The sequence below is a fragment of the Paraflavitalea sp. CAU 1676 genome (assembly GCF_029223285.1).
In the GTDB taxonomy this organism is placed as follows: domain Bacteria; phylum Bacteroidota; class Bacteroidia; order Chitinophagales; family Chitinophagaceae; genus Paraflavitalea.
In genome coordinates this window covers 468,107-484,144 of sequence record NZ_JARHUJ010000005.1, presented here as the reverse complement: position 1 = coordinate 484,144, position 16,038 = coordinate 468,107, and the positions used below count along the sequence as shown (strand labels likewise).

The window sequence follows — 16,038 nt, the reverse complement described above, 5'->3', positions numbered from 1 at the left end:
GATCGCACTAAGGTTGCAATCGGTAGTAGGATAATGCGTTGGTGTAAAATACTTTTTCCAGCGAAGATCGATCCAGCAGCGAGGTTAAAACCTCCTTATAATTGCGCCAGGCATCCGCATAGCTGCCAGCCAGCAAACACACCGGCCAGTCACCGCCACAGCAAACCCTGCTCACGCCAAAATGCTCCAGCACAAATTCCACATACGGCGCAATATCATCGGCCGTCCAATCCGCCCCTTTCTGTGCAGTAATACCCAATCCGGATACTTTCACATGAAATGGCAAATGCGCCGCCGCTGCCTTCATCAATTCCCCCCAGAGGCCAAAACGTTCGCCACTGGCAATAGGGGGCTGACAGCAATGATCGAAGATCATCGAAAGCGTTGGCACTCTCTCCGCTACCGCTTGCGCGGTTTCGATATGTTCAGGCTTAACACCCACCACGTCATAGCTAATACCATGACGCGCCAGAATACCAAGACTCTCGATCACCGTCGGCTGCAACAGCCAGCGCACATCCGCCTCATCATGAATAAGGTGACGCACACCCTTGAACAAGGGATTAAGTCCATATTGTTCCTTTAGTAATCGTTCAGTAAGTACTGGATCCGTCAGTGGCAACCAGCCCACCACCCCCTTTAGCCAGGGATGTGCCGCAGCCACCCGCAGCATATAATCGGTCTCCTCCGTATTGTTGGCCGCCTGCACCAGCACGCCGCCGGTAACACCAGCCACCAGCCGCGCAGGCTCCAGTTCACCCAGTAAATAATTGCGGTTCAGAATAGAGGTATTGCCTTCCAGCCAGGAATAGCGGACCTTCGAAAGATCCCAGATATGAATATGTGTATCGATGACATTCATATGGCAATATAAAGCAAAGCTTACAAACGTACAGCACTATCGAGGGCAACCAAACCAAACTGGCGTTCGATCACGGCATTGTGCTCGCCCAGTACGGGAGCACCGGTTTTGGAAACCAGTAGATGACCATCTACACGGATGGGACACCGCGTTGTAGTAATGCTCAAACCATTGCTCGTTTTCACCACCATCTCCATATTGAGCACCTTGTATCCTTCTTCATTCAGTAACTCTTCATAGTTCAGCACCCGCGCACACCAGATGTCGGCCGGCTCCAGGATGCCGAGCCAATGTTCCGTTGGTTCGCTCACCAGGTGCGACGCCAGGATCGACTTGATCTCATCCCGCTTGCTGAACCAGTCGGCCGGTTGGGCAAATTGCTCCAGCGGCTTACAACCCAGCAGGCTCGCCAGCGTAAGGATATTGCCCATCGCCAGCGACAAATAACCGTTGGCGGTTTTGTAAACGCCGTACGGGGCAGCGATATAAGCATGCGCCGCATTCACCGCACTACGCACCGGTAGCTGACCACCATCATTGAAATACGCTGTCAACACCTCAAATTGGAAATCAAGAATGCTTTCCAGCATACTCACCTGTACCAGCGCGCCCTCGCCACTGATGGTGCGGCGATACAAACAGGCCAGAATGCCCTGCGCGATATGCGTGCCGGCAAAAATATCTACCACCGCCACCCCCATCGGGGTAGGCGCTTCCTTATCGTTATTGCTCAGCCAGGTAAGTCCCGAAACCGCCTGCAACAGCAAGTCCTGTCCGGGCAAATGATTCCACGGCCCTTCTGTACCATATCCACTCACTTCAGCGTAAACGATCGAGGGATTGATACGCTTCACCGTTTCATAATCCAGCCCGATACGCTCCATCACCCCGGGCCTGAAATTGTGCATCATCACATCCGCCTTTGCGATCAGCCTCTTGATCTTCTCCAGGTCTTCCGGCTGCTTCAGGTCCGCCGCATAACTTTGTTTGTTGCGGTTGATCGCATGGAAGATCGTCGACTCACCTTCGATCATCACGTCCGATACATATAGGTACCGGCAGATATCGCCGGTTTCCGGTTTCTCGATCTTGATCACCTGCGCGCCCATATCTGCCAGGCGTAAAGCCGCCGATGGCCCCGACAGGAACTGACTGAAATCAAGTACTATGATATCCTGCAATAATTGCATGGCTCAGTTTTCGTTGAGTAAGTTTTGGATGATGTCCTCGTTGTGCGCCCCCAAACCGGGAGCTGCTTTGCCCGAGGTCAATATCTTTCCATTGATACGGATGGGGCAACGCGTGGTAACGATCTCTTTCCGGTTCGACGCATGGATCGTTTGTTCCATCCGCAAATGCTGGTAACCCGTGTGGCCCGTCAGCTTCTTCCAGTCCAGCACTTCCATGGCCCACAAATGATGTTCGTGCAGCTTCGCCAGCCACACCTGCGAACTATGATGCACCACATGGGCCGAAATGATCCGCTTGATCTCATCGCGGTTCACAAAAGCATGCGCCGCTGTATAGTTCGATAGTTCAATGCAGTGTAAAGCCGTGGCCAGTGTAGCCAGATCGCTCATAGCGATCGCAATAAAGCCATTGGCCGTCGCATACAAGCCATAGGGTGCGCTCAGCAACGGGTGACCGTTGTTGACACTGCTCCGCCTCGGCAGTTGCCCGCCATTATGATACGTAGTCAGTAATTCGAATTGAAAGTCCAGCAACGATTCCAGCAGGCTCACTTCTATCAGCGCGCCCTTCCCCGTTTTGTGTCGCCTGATCAACCCGGCAAGAATGCCTTGCACCAATTGAGCGCCGCACAAACTATCGGCGATCGATAAGCCAAAGGGTACCGGATCGTTATCATCGTTGCCCGTAGTATACATCAACCCGGCCAGCGACTGCACCAGCAGGTCCTGCCCCGGCTTATCTTTCCAGGGGCCTACCTTTCCATAACCGGAGATCTCCCCATACACGATGCGCGGATTGATCTGTTGCACGGCAGCATAGTCGAGGCCCGCACGCTTCATTACCCCGGGCCTGAAATTATGTGTCACCACATCGGCCTTACGGATCAGCTTTTTCACCAGCTCCAGTTCTTCCGAATTACGCAGGTCGGCCGTAAAACTTTCCTTATTGCGGTTGATGGTATGGAACAGCATCGAGCTCTCATCGGCCCACAGGTTTTTGATCGATAACTTGCGACCTGCATCCCCTACGCCCGGCCGCTCGATCTTGATCACGCGAGCGCCGAGGTCGGCCAGGCGCAAACCGGCCGAAGGCCCCGAAAGGTATTGACTGAACTCCAGCACGATCAAGCCATCAAGTGGTAAAGGTTTCATAGAGCCAAAGTTTCTTTTTTAGCCAGGCTCTGCCTGTACAATTTATTCATCGCCTCCAGCACACTCGCCGGGTTGCCACCATCGCGCAAATACTGGTGCAGCGGATCGCCGGCATGGTCCTGAAAATAGAGATAGCCATGATAACGCGGACGCATATAGGCCCGCTGCAACGCCGGCAGCGTATGCTGAAAATAACGGTGTGTAATACGGTTGGCCTCATCGTTCACCCAGGCATTCAGGTGCCCCGGCTGTCCGCCATTTTGCGCGTAGATGCCCGCCTGCCAGGTCGGGGAAGCCAGCAACTCCGCAAAACGCAAAGCCGCTTCATGATGCACACTGGAAGCCGAAATCGCGAGACCTGTGCCACCCAGGGTCGTTTGCAGCTTTTGCCCCAGCCCGAAATTCACCACATCTGCATAATGCAACAGGTGCTGCCCATAACCCGAGCGCGCGTAGTTTGAATAACCATACGCAAAAGGACAATACCAATAGTCATTGGTACGGCTCATGCGCTCTGCCACCGCAATAGGGTTACAGGTAAAGAACAGCGGATCGATATTGGCATACAACTGCCGCATCACCGCAAGGGCCTGCAGCCCCGTAGCTTTGTCGATCACTTCATCGGGCTGTTGAAAAGGCTCCTGCCCGCAGGCAATACAAAAAGTATAGAAGTTCATCAGCAGGTCGATGGGTATGGCAGGCACCGCCACCTTCCCTTTCGCCGCCAGTGCAATCACCTCCTGCCAGCTTTGCGGCACAGGGGTATCATTCGCATGCAGCAGGTCCTGGCGGTAGCTCGCCACCGGTGTAGCCGCATCGATGGCCAGCGCCCATTGGTGACCCTTGTAATAATAGCTTACATGCGAGAGGCCAACACAGTTGCGGGCCTGCTCGTCGAGATAGGTTTTGGAAAGATGCTGGTCGAGAGGCAGCACACATTCAGTGGCCGCTGCACAGCCCACCCACGGGTGATCGATGATCAGCAGGTCGTACAGTCCCGTCAGCTTCTCCAGCGGATAATCTGCGAAGTGCTGTAAGCTTCTCTTCTCCCAAACGATCTCCGTATGGGGAAACAATTCATGGAATCGTTGAGAGGCCGCCAGCAACGGGGTGATGCCCCTGCTGTGCGACCAGGTAATGCCTTTAAGCGTAATATTTGCCATAACAGCTATTGAGCTTGTTTTTCCACGAGTAATAAATGTTCGCATACCATCACCAGTTCCTGGTATTGATTGAAGACCTCTACCAATTCAGTCACAAGTCCATATTGCGGTTTCTTATGATCGGCCTTGTTGCTGATGGTCACCTTTACCGAGATGGTATCGCCAATGAAAACAGGCCGCGTAAATCGCAGGCGCTCGTAACCATAGGTCATTGATACCTCATTGATCACATGGGCCGTAAGCCCCACCGCAACGGTAAAGATCAGCGTACCATGCGCGATGCGCTTTTTGAAAGGCTGGGTCTTACACCATTCCTCATCCATATGGTGCGGAAAGAAATCGCCCGATTGTCCTGCATGCAAAACAATGTCCGTCTCCGTGATCGTTCGGCCCATCGTCGTACGCAACTCGCCAATATCAAACGCTTCAAAGTATTTTTTCAGGAACATAATACAATGAAGTTAGTAGCAGCGGGATGGGCTACCAATGTCAGGTCTTACTGAAATGATGGAATATTTTACTATGAGCAGGTCATAGCAAGTAAAAAGACAGAGAGGTATGAAGGGGCAACAAAGATCAGTTGGTGGACTGCGGAACCTGCTTCAGGCGCACGAAGCCGCCGCTCAGGTGATCGATCTTCATATCGAACACCGCATCATGGGGCGAAGAAGCGAGCAGGCCGCCGATGATGCCGAAGAAAAAGCTGGCCATCATCACATCGCCAGACGCCGCATTGACTTTGGCCTTGCCGGTAAAAAGGAAGTCATCGTTCTTCTTTTCAAGAGGATAGTAACCGTAGTCGGTGGCGATATAAGGCTTGCCCTCATATACCAGGGCGTATAGGTCTTTAGACTTTACTTTCACCGGCTTGCCGGCCGCAGAATCGGGGATACTTACTTTTTCGGGAATACCGTTCTTGCCCAAAGCGACTGTAGCATTCGTAACCTCGGGTTGCTGCTGCACGAAGGCCTCGAATGACCTGTATACACCTTCACGGTAAGTAGCCGTATTGTACACGGGCAGCTTGCGCTTTTGCACGCTGTCGTAGGCAATAATATCGGCTAAACTGTAGTCCTGCTGGTCGGTAGGTTCCTTGACCAGGTTCTGCGCTAAAAAATCACCGATCGTTTTACTGCCCCTTCTGAACATGGCGCGGGTAACGTCCATAGAACTCACTAGGATCACGGTATCGATGCGGTCGATAGCCCGGTAGCCTGCCGGTGATTGAGCAAACAGATCGGCCCTGAAATAACAATACCCCTTTTCACTCATGGCCTTCGTTACCTCGGCAAAGCTCAGGCTGCGCAGCAGCAAAACCAGTTCGCCATTTGCGGCAGACGTATCGATGAGCTCACGAAATACATGCTGCATCTGAGCGGCGATGGGCGTTACCGGCCGCACAAAGGCCTTCCGGTTAAAAGCACCCAGCTGCACGATACCCATATCGCTACTGTCGGCCCTGCCATCTACTAAACGGAATGAATTATACCGGCTATGAGCCACCTTCTGCTCGGGCAGGGTGATGTTGAAATCTTCGCTGGTCCGTTGAGCTATGGAAGTAAAACAGGTGCCTAAAAACAAGGCAGCAGTAACAGCAGGGAGGTGCAGGCGCATAACGTTCGGTTTGGGGTGTCGAAATGAGCTGGCCCAGGGTCTACCCCCGGCCGTTACGAAAGTAATACTAAAGAAGCCGAAATTCAACGGCCAGACACAAAAAAAGTGGCCGCCGGCTGCGCCGGCGGCCACACATCATATGTAATATATTTAACGTGCAACAACCCACCTTACTGCTTCACTCACCTGACCATCGCCGGTGATCAGTGCAAGGTAAATGCCATTGCTCAGGCCGGTTTGTACAGCGTAATCAGCCTGTCCGCGTGCCGGCAGCTTATAGCTTTTTACTTCTACCCCCTGCATATTGTAGATATGCAACGTGGCATTATTGACGGCGCCGGGCACAAAATACTTGAAGCTGGTACTCGAAGAAGAAGGATTGGGGCTGATCGCGCTCAATACGAGGCGGTCAGCTGTCTGCAAAGCACTCAGGCGGTTGGCGATCAGGTTGGCCAGTTGCGCTTTCAGTTCAACGACCTCCTTTTGCAAAGCCGTCACTTCTGCATTGGTCGATTGAACCGCTAGGGTACTCCTGTACACATTGCCGGCCGCATCGATCACCAAAGCATCACCACTACCCTGCGGCAGTTGCTCAAAACGCACAGTCTCTTTTACATGCAATTTGGCGGTCGGACTCTTCGTATTAATACCAATATTACCACCCTCTGCAATACGCATCCGCTCGATAAAGGGATTGCCGCCCGCAGTAAACGATTGAGAACCCGTATAGAATCGGATCTTGCCAAAATTGGGCTTTAGACCGTCATAGTATTCTGGCCCGGCAACAAAGGCCAGTCCACTATCAACATGGTTCTTCAACAACAGGGTATTCTTGAAATCATTGATCACATTGTAAGTTGGACCATGCAAAGCCAGCGTCCCAATATGTTCAGCATTGCCGTCCATCGATTCAAACCGGATGCCGGTAAGCGCATCATTGCCGGTAGAGGTATTGTTCAGACTGATCAGGAAACGCCGGTCAACAGTACCATAACTGTGGCCATTGCTTTTAATGGTCAAAACATGGTTGGGACTGGCAACACCCAGTCCTACATTGCCCGCCGTATCGATCACCATCTTCTCGGTATTGTTGGTGCGAAAACGAAGCTTCTCCGCATTCAACGTGCCCAGGAAGTTGGAAGCAGAGACGCTATTACCGGTCAAAGACCAGCCACCACCGCTGCCAAGCGTTGCAGCATCCCGCCAGAACACATTTCCTGCCGTATCCTGAACCATCACCCGGTTGTAGGTACTATTTTGCAAAAGGCCGCCAAAGCGCAACGTACCGGTCGTATGCAATTGTGCAGCTGGCGCATTCGTGCCAATACCCACCGACACCGGACTAAGTCCCAAGGACTTATTTACCGGGTATAGCCGGTTGGTATCCGCGCTCACCCAGCCTTGTGAAAACGCCTGGTTACAACAGATCAAAGCAAACGATAGGTAGAAAATTTTCTTCATATTTAAATATTAAATCATAAATGGAAAACAAATTTAACTCCGGGCCGCCTTCTCGTCCAGCGGATTCTAATAACTGCAGCCTAAAACCAATAAGTGAAGTAAAAACGGAGGGTCAGAGCGCCAGTTTATCCAGGAACGCCCCTTTGCGGCGCTGGGCGATCTCCAGTTCAGTGCCATCCGACATCACCACGATGCCAATTTTACCTTTACGGTAACTCTTGATAAAGCGCAGATGAATGATCGTACCGTGATGGATGCGGCAGAAACTGTTGGCATCCAGCACCTCTTCATAATAACCAATATTGCGGGAAGAAACGATCTTGGTCTTGTCGGCCAGGTAAAAGACAGTATAAGAACTATCCGACTGGCACCATACGATGTCCGCAGTCTCGATAAATTCATACCCGTTCAGCGTAGAAATGCTGATCTTTTTTCCTTGCCCGCCGGGTTGCCCCAGGTTCTGGATCAACGATTCAATGGTTTGTTGACGCACCTTCAGGGAAAGACTATTCCGGGCCCGGCTCACCGCTTCTTCAAATTGAGCGATGCCGATAGGTTTCAGTAAATAATCTACAGCAGCGTATCGAATGGCCTCCAGCGCATAGTGATCATAAGCGGTAACGATGATGAGCGAAAAATTACGGAACGATAATTTCTTCAGCACATCAAAACAGGTACCGTCTGCCAGTTGAATATCCATAAATACGAGATCGGGCATGGTCGATTCTATCAGAGCCACAGCCTCCGCCACATGCCCCGCGTGGCCGTTTACCTGCAGGTCTTCCGCCAGCCGTTGGATCAGGTTCTCCAGCACCTGCACATTTTTTTGATCGTCTTCGATCAGCACTGTCTTGATCAGCATAGCTATTCGTTTTCAGCGGGAAAAATGATTTGCACTTCAGTACCGTCTGCCGGCGTCGCATGATCACGGCGGTCGGTGACCTGCAATATTATCTTATTTTTTCGGATACTGTTGATCAGTTGAATGCGCCCCTCCGTTACACGATGCCCCATCGACAAGTGGCGGTAACCAGCCTTCGCCTTCATACTCTGGGAGGCATGTAAACCAACTCCATCATCCACGATCAGGCACTCCAGGCAATCTCCCTTCATCGAAAATTGCACGCTTACGGTACCCATCCGGTTTCGGAGTGGCGAAATACCGTGTTTGATGGCATTTTCTACATATGGTTGCAGGATCATGGAAGGAACGAAAAAATCCTGCTTCCTGACACCCGGCCCAACCAGGATCTCATAGCACATCCGTTCACCCAGCCGCATCTGCTCCAGTTCGAGATAAAGTTCCAGCATGCCTATTTCATCCTCGAGTGGTACCAGGGCCGAAGAACTCATCTGCAGCGTTTTTCGGATCAACAGGGAAAATCGGTGCAAGTATAGGTTAGCATTTTCAACGTCTGCTGTCAGTATATAATGCTGGATCGAATTGAGGCAGTTAAAGATGAAATGCGGATTCATTTGCGCCCGCAGCGCCATGATCTCAAGGTCATACAATTTCTTATTTACCTGGTACAGCTCCTCTTTCTTTTGTTGCCGCCGGCGGTAAAACAGGTAAATCAGGAATCCCACGATCGAAACGCTTAGCAGGTACGATAACATAATAAACCATCCCTGTTTCCAGAAAGGGGGTTGATGGGCAATAAAAAGACTTTTACTCGCAACTGCCACATTGGTTTGCTTGCTGAAGGCCGCAACCTGCAGTGCATATTCTCCATAGGGAAGAGCCGAAAGGGAGATCTTATTGTTGATCAACGGAAACCACTGGTCGTCTGCGCCGTCCAGTCGGTATTGATAGTACACATTGCTTCCATGTCGAAAAGCAATACTGGCAAACTCTACCGTCAGATTCTTTTGCTGCTTAAGCAATAAACTATCCTCAACCGGTATGCTTACATTATCGGCCAGCACGCGATCGATCACGATGGTGGGAGAGAAAAAAGACGTACCTCGATAACTCTTTGGGAAATAAGAAATACCCCGCGCCGTAGCAGCCCAAATATGATCATCGGCTGCAGCCACCTGGCTCACGGCATCCGATACAAGACCGTCGTTTTCAGTGATCGATAACAGCGAAAAGTCCAGACTATCTTTCAACCATTGATAGGTGATCTTCGCAATGCCCTTATCCGTCGAAACCCAGGCCGTTGATCCTTCGAGGAACACATGCCGGCAGTTATTGCTCAACAAACCATCGCGCATCGAAATACTTCTTGACCGGCCTTTCCGGTATACCACAACGCCCTGCTGGGTCGCTGCCCAAAGCACACTGTCCGGCCCAACCGCAACCTGGTTCACAATACCCGATAGCAGGGAATCGCCCGCTCCCATTCTGCTCATTACCCCATGATCCGATAGATAAACACCTTGCAAAGTGCTAAAATAGTATCGGTCGCCCGTACCCGCAATACTCGTAGCCCGGCCCTTGTACGGATGCGAGATCACCGGCGATCCCCAACGATACCGCATCACACCGGAAGCACCCGCCATCAGCACAACGGAATCGCTCTCGATCAGCGTTTCTTTAAAGCCACCCAATTTCCAGGCCCTCTCTACAAATTGATCAGGCATAAGGCGGAAGACACCGCCATCGGTAGTCACCACAAGATCCTTATGTAGCGGCTTAATATCCAACACCCGGTTAAACTTATTACGCTCAGCCCAGGCCAATAGTGGCCGGGTAACATACGTGGCAGGGTCGATCAGCACAATATTCCCATCGGTAAATCCTGCAGCCAATGAATGTGGCCCCACAACCTTTATGCATTTGATATCGCTTTCACCCACGCTCTTGTCGCTGGCCAGCGAATAAAAATCAAGATTAGGAAGATAAAACACCCCCTCACTGGCCGTGGTAACCCAATACCCTCCCTCTTTATCTTTCAGGAGAGAAGTACAATAGCTATTCGGCAAATAATACCTTACTTGTCTGTCCGGCTGTCTGAAATGATCGATCCTGATCAGGCCTTTGTTACGCGTGCACATCCACATTGTAGAATCGTTTTCACACAAAAGGTAATTGACATCATTTTCCCGGTCGATATTCAATCCCAGGTCCTTGAAAGATAAGAGCCGTTGAATACCATTGAAGTCTGCATAAAACAACGACTTCCCATTGTGGAAAACGGCAGACCGTGCACCTTTCAAAACGGATTGGAAAGAGACAGCCGTGTAAGCAGCAAGAAAAGCATCTCCTTCGTTGTCAAAGGCCCAGTCCCTGGTTGTCCGCCTGGTCCGCAAACTAACCAGCGATGTCTTATCATTCAAAACTGTATAGTAATAATTAACCCCTTCGCCCGAAGCTCTCAGGAACGGCTTATTGAACATGTCCTGAAAGACTTCAGCCTTTTTAAACCTGCCGGAGAATTGCCAATGCCCCGGATCGCTCTTAGAGATATAGTTTCCACAGTAAGAAACATTGTCTTTCATATAAAAGGCAGGCAGGTGAATAGAGTCAGTCATCAGGTCCTCCGCAATAGAATAGACACCCTGGCAATCCAGGCTGGTGATGGTCCCATTCCAATAAACTGCCGGAACGCCCGACAAAGTAATAAACCACACAGCACCATGCAGGTCCACAAACAACTTGAGAATATCGTTGTCAGGCAAACCATCGACTTTGGAAAAATTCCTGAACGTACGCCCGTCAAACCGGCTCACACCCTGGTTGGTGGCAAACCAGATAAACCCCTGGCGATCCTGAGTGCAATGATACACCACAGCTCCTGGCAGGCCATCTTTCATCGTAAATTTCCGGGAAACAGGGGCCTGCGCATGGAGTGCTTCACCAGCAAAGGTTAATAGGAAGGAAACCAATAAAAAGGATCGGAAATAAACAGACATACAGTAGGTGGCGGTTAAACGATTCCGGATTACCAACGGAAATCCCGGCCAAGATAGGGCAATTATTTAGAACGTTCACCCGCGCCAGACAGACTACCCTAATGGTTGAAGTCACTGCCTATACCCGTATCCGATATAGGCATACCAGCTACCCCTACTCCAAATGCATTTTCTGTAACCTGAGTTTCACCGACTTGATGCCCTGGGTATAATTCCGCTTCGCCTCGCCGATCACGATGTCCCGGTGCGGGTTGAGGTTGTCCGCATATTCATCCGACCATAAACCGATCGCCACGATCACCGGCAACAGGTCAATCCCTTTCTGTGTTAAGCTGTAGATCACCTTTTGTTTGTGCAGTTTGCTCTTCTTCTTGGTAATGATCTTTTGTTGTTCGAGCGTGTTGAGCCGGTCGGCCAGGATATTCGTGGAAATACCCTCTGCCGACTCCAGGAACTCGCTGTAATAGCGCTTCCCGAAGAACATCAGATCCCGGATAATAAGCAGCGTCCACTTATCACCAAAGATCTCCAACCCATAATTCAGGGGGCAGTCAGACCGCATAGGCACAAACATTAAACTACTTGCAAATGTAAAGTAGTTTTTTTGTACTTTTGCTATTCACTTGTAAAATACAAGTGGTTTATTTTTATGAAAAGAGTCGTAATAACCGGCCTGGGGGCACTTACCCCACTGGGCAATGATGTAGCCACCTTTGGCGATAATCTGTTTGCCGGGAAAAGCGGCGCCGGACCAATCACCCGGTTCGACGCTACCCTGTTCAAGACCCGTTTCGCCTGCGAACTGAAAGGATTCAACGCAGCCGATCACCTCGACAAGGGCGACATCCGCAAATCAGATGCCTTTACACAATACGCCATGGTAGCTGCCGATCAGGCAGTAAAAGATTCAGGCCTCGATTTTTCCAAAATGGATCCGTTCGCAACCGGCGTGATCTGGGGCTCAGGCAATGGTGGAATGGCCACCTTCGAAGAGCAGGTAAAGGAATATGCCACGGGCAACTTCGTACCACGCTTCAGTCCTTATTTCTGCCCTAAGATCATCGTAAACATAGCGGCCGGCCTCATCTCCATGAAGTACGGATTAATGGGCATCAACTATGCCACAGTATCCGCTTGCGCTACTTCTAACACCGCCATCATGGATGCCTTCAACTATATCCGTTGGGGCAAAGCCAAAGTAATGATCACTGGCGGATCGGAAGCCCCCGTCACCGAAGCATCCATCGGCGGATTCAGCTCCATGAAAGCACTTTCCACCCGTAATGAGGAACCGGAAACAGCCTCTCGTCCCTTCGACGTTAGCCGCGACGGATTTGTAATGGGTGAAGGCGCCGGCGCCCTCATCCTCGAAGAATACGAACACGCCAAACAACGTGGTGCAAAAATATATGCCGAACTGGCCGGCGCAGCAATGACCGCCGACGCCTACCACATGACAGCCACCCACCCCGAAGGCCTGGGCGCATACATGGGCATGAAGTTCGCACTCGAAGACGGAGGTCTTAACACAGAAGATGTAGACTACCTCAACACACACGCCACCTCTACACCTGTAGGCGACCTCAGTGAGGTATCGGCCGTGGCACGCCTTTTTTCAGAAAAGGATAACGTGTCGATCAGCGCTACCAAGTCGATGACCGGTCACCTGCTCGGCGGAGCGGGCGCCATCGAGGCCATCGCGGCTATCCTGAGCATCCAGCGTTCATTGATACCGCCTACAATCAACCTCACCAATCCCGATCCTGCGATTCCAACCTGGCTCGATATTGTGAAGGGAACCACCATCGAAAAGAACGTAGATGTTGCCATGAGCAATACCTTCGGCTTTGGTGGCCACAATGGTATCGTGGTGTTCAAGAAGATCTAAGCAATTAAAGCGATCGCATAAAAAAGGGCTGACCGGCATCACCGGTCAGCCCTACATATTTAAAGGCAGTCCTCCAATTCCTTACTCGCCATCCAGCGCCTTGATGCCGCCGTTCGTGAACTCGATCTTCCGTTGCTTGTACAAACCACCCGTCGTCATCTTGAAGGTCTTCTTGCTCATACCGAAAAAGCCATAGATCTCATCGGGCGATGATTTATCGTTATAAGGCAGGTAACCATCATTCTCTTTCAGCAACCGCAGCACCTTGGCCGCTTCGTCCTCTACGCGTTGAAAGCCTGGTTTGCCCAGCACCACATCGATCAGGTTATCGGGGTGAATGCGCTTGATATATCCTTTGAACACATACCCTTCCGAGAGGTGGCGGTAGATCTCATTATGATGCAGCACACCGGTATGCTTATGATTGATGATCATCACATAGCCGATGTCCGTACGGCGCCACACCGTGAGGTCAACGATATCCATTTCCTTCACGGTAAGGTCATCGTTGCTCAGGAACGGGTCGATCTTTTCCGTAGCGGCCACACGCCCTGTTTGGTCATCGATATAGATCTTGACAAGGTAGCGGCCACCGGGACGCATACCCATAAGTTGCTTCGATTTGGGAACGAAAATATCCTTCATCAAACCCCAGTTCAGGAAAGCCCCTTGCGGGGTCACTGAAACAGCTTCAAGCATCACGATCTCGCCCACCACACCGAAAGGCTTCTGCGTAGTTGCGATCAAACGCTGCTCGGAATCATGGTATAAAAAAACGGAAAGCTCATCGCCTTCCTTGGCCCCACGGGGCACAAAACGCTTCGGCAACAGGATGCCCTTATCGCCATCTTCCAGGTACACGCCAAACTCGACGGTACGTATCACCTTCAAGGTGTTATATTCTCCAACTCTGATCATAAAATTTCAACAATGGCCTTTCGGCACAATAATTCGGCGCAAAGGTAGGTCTTATTTGTCAGCGGGATAGTGAATACCGGCAGCATTACGGATTTTATCGAGCACATCCATCAGCAACAGCGTATCCACAAAGCTCATAACAGGGCTCTCCGTCAACCCTTTCCGCAAACAATCGTTCACGTGCCGGGCCTCGTAATGGTAGCCGAACCCTTCCGCTTTCGACACCTCTATCACTTCCCTGGTATCGAGCCTTCCCGGATACCATTCCAGCCTGGCAGCGGTATCGAAAAAGCGGGTGGTGAGGCGCAAACGTCCGGCCGAGCCACATATATCCGCTTCGGTGGCCAGGTCCGTGGCAAAGGTGGAAAAGAGTTGCGCCACAGCGCCGTCCTTATACTTAAACAAAACAGCACACTGTTCATCCACACCCGTCGCAGCCGGCGTCATGGTAGCCTCGATCGAATCGGGCTTACCAAGCACACTCAGCGCGAGGAAAGCATTGTAAATGCCGATGTCCATGATGCTACCACCACCCAGCGCAGGATCGTATAGTCGCGGAGAGATAGGGGGCAGTGGCCTGAATCCAAAATTAACCAGCACACTTTTGATCGTACCCAGCTTCCCATCCTTCAGTAACGCCTGCAGGGTAGAGTATTGGGGCAAAAACTTCGACCAAAGCGCTTCCATCAGGAACACCTTCTTCTCTCGGGCTTTATCGATCATAACCCTCGATTGCCGGCTATTCAATGCGAAAGGTTTCTCGCACAACACCGCCTTACCATGGTCAAGGCACAGCAGGGTATGCTCAAAATGCAAACTATGCGGCGTGGCGATGTAGATGACATCTACCTCCGGGTTGTTCACCAGCGCTTCATAACTATCATGCAAATGTTCTACAGGAAATGCTTCGGCAAAGGCTTTAGCCTTGTCGATGCTGCGCGAACCAACGGCCACCAGTTTGGCGTCGTTGATGAGCAGGAGGTCGGCAGCAAACTTTTTGGCGATATGCCCGCATCCAAGGATGCCCCAGCGAATGATCTTCTCCATATGAATCGTTTATTACGGCGTTAAAAATAGCAAACAGGCAGCAGAGCTATTGATTATTTTTCCCCGCATGGTGACCTTACCGGTGGAATATTATCTTTGCGCCCATGCAAACAATAACCGGCAAACAAGTATTGGTATTAGGCGCCAACTCCGATGTAGCTAAAGAAGCCATAAAGCTCTATGTGGCACAGGGACACCAGGTAGTCGCCGCCTCCCGCAGTACCAACGAGCTGAACCGGTTTGTAGCCACCCAAATACCGGTGCCCGCACAGGTAGAGGTGCGTTATTTCGACGCCACGGACTTCGACACCCACCAGGCGTTTTATGACAACCTGCCGGCCAAACCGCAGATCGTATTGTATGCAGCTGGATTCCAGGTCACGAATGACGAAGCGCTGGTAAGCTGGCCCGGTACATTCCAGATGATGAAAGTGCATTATGGCGGTGCGGTATCAATCCTCAACATCATTGCCATGGATGCATCCAATCAAAAGCTGGAACGCATCATTGGCCTAAGCTCGCTGTCTGGCGTGCGCGGCCGCAAAAGCAACTTTGTATACGGAAGCACCAAAGCGGCATTTACTACTTACCTCGCCGGACTGCGTCAATACCTTTCCACACGTAAGATCACCGTCAACGCAATCGTGGCCGGATACATCCGCAGTAAAATGACGGCCCACCTCGACCTGCCCGAGTCGCTCCTGCTCGAACCGTCCTACATCGCCAACGCCATCGTCCATGCCCCCAAACGATTCACCATCGTGCCCGGCTTCAAATGGAAGATCATCTACAACATCCTCCAACTCCTGCCCGAAAGCCTCGTCGCTAAATTGCCATAACACTCCTTTAAGAATAATCAAGAGGGCTTAACCAAACCAGTTAAGC

14 protein-coding genes are annotated in these 16,038 nt (G+C 51.2%); 2 read left to right on the top strand and 12 right to left on the bottom strand.

The annotated features are described in order from the left end of the window. Positions 1-7: 7 nt before the first annotated feature. From P2H89_RS18425 to P2H89_RS18380, 10 genes are all read right to left on the bottom strand, one after another. On the bottom strand, positions 8-862 hold the full coding sequence (locus P2H89_RS18425; RefSeq protein WP_275829519.1) for an amidohydrolase family protein: 855 nt from the start codon (positions 860-862) through the stop codon (positions 8-10). 20 nt (positions 863-882) lie between these two features. Next, positions 883-2,052, bottom strand: a complete 1,170-nt coding sequence (locus tag P2H89_RS18420; protein ID WP_275829517.1) for a CaiB/BaiF CoA-transferase family protein — start codon at positions 2,050-2,052, stop codon at positions 883-885. Between the two features lie 3 nt (positions 2,053-2,055). Continuing rightward, positions 2,056-3,204, bottom strand: coding sequence for a CaiB/BaiF CoA-transferase family protein (locus P2H89_RS18415; protein ID WP_275829515.1), 1,149 nt, complete (start codon positions 3,202-3,204; stop codon positions 2,056-2,058). After that, entirely contained in the window at positions 3,201-4,367 is a 1,167-nt protein-coding gene (locus P2H89_RS18410) for an extracellular solute-binding protein (protein ID WP_275829513.1), read from the bottom strand. Before P2H89_RS18410 ends, P2H89_RS18415 begins: the two co-directional genes overlap by 4 nt. A gap of 5 nt (positions 4,368-4,372) precedes the next feature. Further along, complete coding sequence (locus P2H89_RS18405) at positions 4,373-4,816, bottom strand: MaoC/PaaZ C-terminal domain-containing protein (protein WP_275829511.1); 444 nt, start codon at positions 4,814-4,816, stop codon at positions 4,373-4,375. Between the two features lie 127 nt (positions 4,817-4,943). Further along, complete coding sequence (locus P2H89_RS18400; RefSeq protein ID WP_275829509.1) at positions 4,944-5,981, bottom strand: hypothetical protein; 1,038 nt, start codon at positions 5,979-5,981, stop codon at positions 4,944-4,946. Between the two features lie 150 nt (positions 5,982-6,131). Continuing rightward, entirely contained in the window at positions 6,132-7,442 is a 1,311-nt protein-coding gene (locus P2H89_RS18395; RefSeq protein WP_275829507.1) for a T9SS type A sorting domain-containing protein, read from the bottom strand. A 112-nt stretch (positions 7,443-7,554) separates the two neighbouring features. Further along, a complete protein-coding gene (locus P2H89_RS18390; protein ID WP_275829505.1) occupies positions 7,555-8,304 on the bottom strand; it encodes a LytTR family DNA-binding domain-containing protein in 750 nt (249 codons plus the stop codon). Positions 8,305-8,306: 2 nt separating this feature from the next. Further along, positions 8,307-11,300: a histidine kinase gene (locus P2H89_RS18385; protein WP_275829504.1), complete on the bottom strand. Its 2,994-nt coding sequence runs from the start codon at positions 11,298-11,300 to the stop codon at positions 8,307-8,309. A 154-nt stretch (positions 11,301-11,454) separates the two neighbouring features. Next, complete coding sequence (locus P2H89_RS18380) at positions 11,455-11,862, bottom strand: helix-turn-helix domain-containing protein (RefSeq protein WP_275829502.1); 408 nt, start codon at positions 11,860-11,862, stop codon at positions 11,455-11,457. 87 nt (positions 11,863-11,949) lie between these two features. Between P2H89_RS18380 and fabF the strand changes: the two genes are divergently transcribed. Next, positions 11,950-13,188: a beta-ketoacyl-ACP synthase II gene (gene fabF, locus P2H89_RS18375; protein ID WP_275829500.1), complete on the top strand. Its 1,239-nt coding sequence runs from the start codon at positions 11,950-11,952 to the stop codon at positions 13,186-13,188. A gap of 81 nt (positions 13,189-13,269) precedes the next feature. Here fabF and P2H89_RS18370 read toward each other — a convergent pair whose 3' ends face one another. Both P2H89_RS18370 and P2H89_RS18365 read right to left on the bottom strand, forming a co-directional pair. Continuing rightward, entirely contained in the window at positions 13,270-14,106 is an 837-nt protein-coding gene (locus P2H89_RS18370; RefSeq protein WP_275829498.1) for a S1-like domain-containing RNA-binding protein, read from the bottom strand. A gap of 51 nt (positions 14,107-14,157) precedes the next feature. Continuing rightward, positions 14,158-15,153, bottom strand: a complete 996-nt coding sequence (locus P2H89_RS18365; RefSeq protein ID WP_275829496.1) for a Gfo/Idh/MocA family oxidoreductase — start codon at positions 15,151-15,153, stop codon at positions 14,158-14,160. A gap of 104 nt (positions 15,154-15,257) precedes the next feature. Between P2H89_RS18365 and P2H89_RS18360 the strand changes: the two genes are divergently transcribed. Continuing rightward, on the top strand, positions 15,258-15,992 hold the full coding sequence (locus P2H89_RS18360; RefSeq protein ID WP_275829494.1) for an SDR family NAD(P)-dependent oxidoreductase: 735 nt from the start codon (positions 15,258-15,260) through the stop codon (positions 15,990-15,992). The last annotated feature ends 46 nt before the right edge of the window (positions 15,993-16,038 follow it).

What these genes read in the sequence shown, in the direction of transcription:
- P2H89_RS18425 (WP_275829519.1), bottom strand. Translation starts at nt 862, where the DNA reads ATGAATGTCATCGATACACATATTCATATCTGGGATCTTTCGAAGGTC.
- P2H89_RS18420 (WP_275829517.1), bottom strand. Translation starts at nt 2,052, where the DNA reads ATGCAATTATTGCAGGATATCATAGTACTTGATTTCAGTCAGTTCCTG.
- P2H89_RS18415 (WP_275829515.1), bottom strand. Translation starts at nt 3,204, where the DNA reads ATGAAACCTTTACCACTTGATGGCTTGATCGTGCTGGAGTTCAGTCAA.
- P2H89_RS18410 (WP_275829513.1), bottom strand. Translation starts at nt 4,367, where the DNA reads ATGGCAAATATTACGCTTAAAGGCATTACCTGGTCGCACAGCAGGGGC.
- P2H89_RS18405 (WP_275829511.1), bottom strand. Translation starts at nt 4,816, where the DNA reads ATGTTCCTGAAAAAATACTTTGAAGCGTTTGATATTGGCGAGTTGCGT.
- P2H89_RS18400 (WP_275829509.1), bottom strand. Translation starts at nt 5,981, where the DNA reads ATGCGCCTGCACCTCCCTGCTGTTACTGCTGCCTTGTTTTTAGGCACC.
- P2H89_RS18395 (WP_275829507.1), bottom strand. Translation starts at nt 7,442, where the DNA reads ATGAAGAAAATTTTCTACCTATCGTTTGCTTTGATCTGTTGTAACCAG.
- P2H89_RS18390 (WP_275829505.1), bottom strand. Translation starts at nt 8,304, where the DNA reads ATGCTGATCAAGACAGTGCTGATCGAAGACGATCAAAAAAATGTGCAG.
- P2H89_RS18385 (WP_275829504.1), bottom strand. Translation starts at nt 11,300, where the DNA reads ATGTCTGTTTATTTCCGATCCTTTTTATTGGTTTCCTTCCTATTAACC.
- P2H89_RS18380 (WP_275829502.1), bottom strand. Translation starts at nt 11,862, where the DNA reads ATGCGGTCTGACTGCCCCCTGAATTATGGGTTGGAGATCTTTGGTGAT.
- fabF (WP_275829500.1), top strand. Translation starts at nt 11,950, where the DNA reads ATGAAAAGAGTCGTAATAACCGGCCTGGGGGCACTTACCCCACTGGGC.
- P2H89_RS18370 (WP_275829498.1), bottom strand. Translation starts at nt 14,106, where the DNA reads ATGATCAGAGTTGGAGAATATAACACCTTGAAGGTGATACGTACCGTC.
- P2H89_RS18365 (WP_275829496.1), bottom strand. Translation starts at nt 15,153, where the DNA reads ATGGAGAAGATCATTCGCTGGGGCATCCTTGGATGCGGGCATATCGCC.
- P2H89_RS18360 (WP_275829494.1), top strand. Translation starts at nt 15,258, where the DNA reads ATGCAAACAATAACCGGCAAACAAGTATTGGTATTAGGCGCCAACTCC.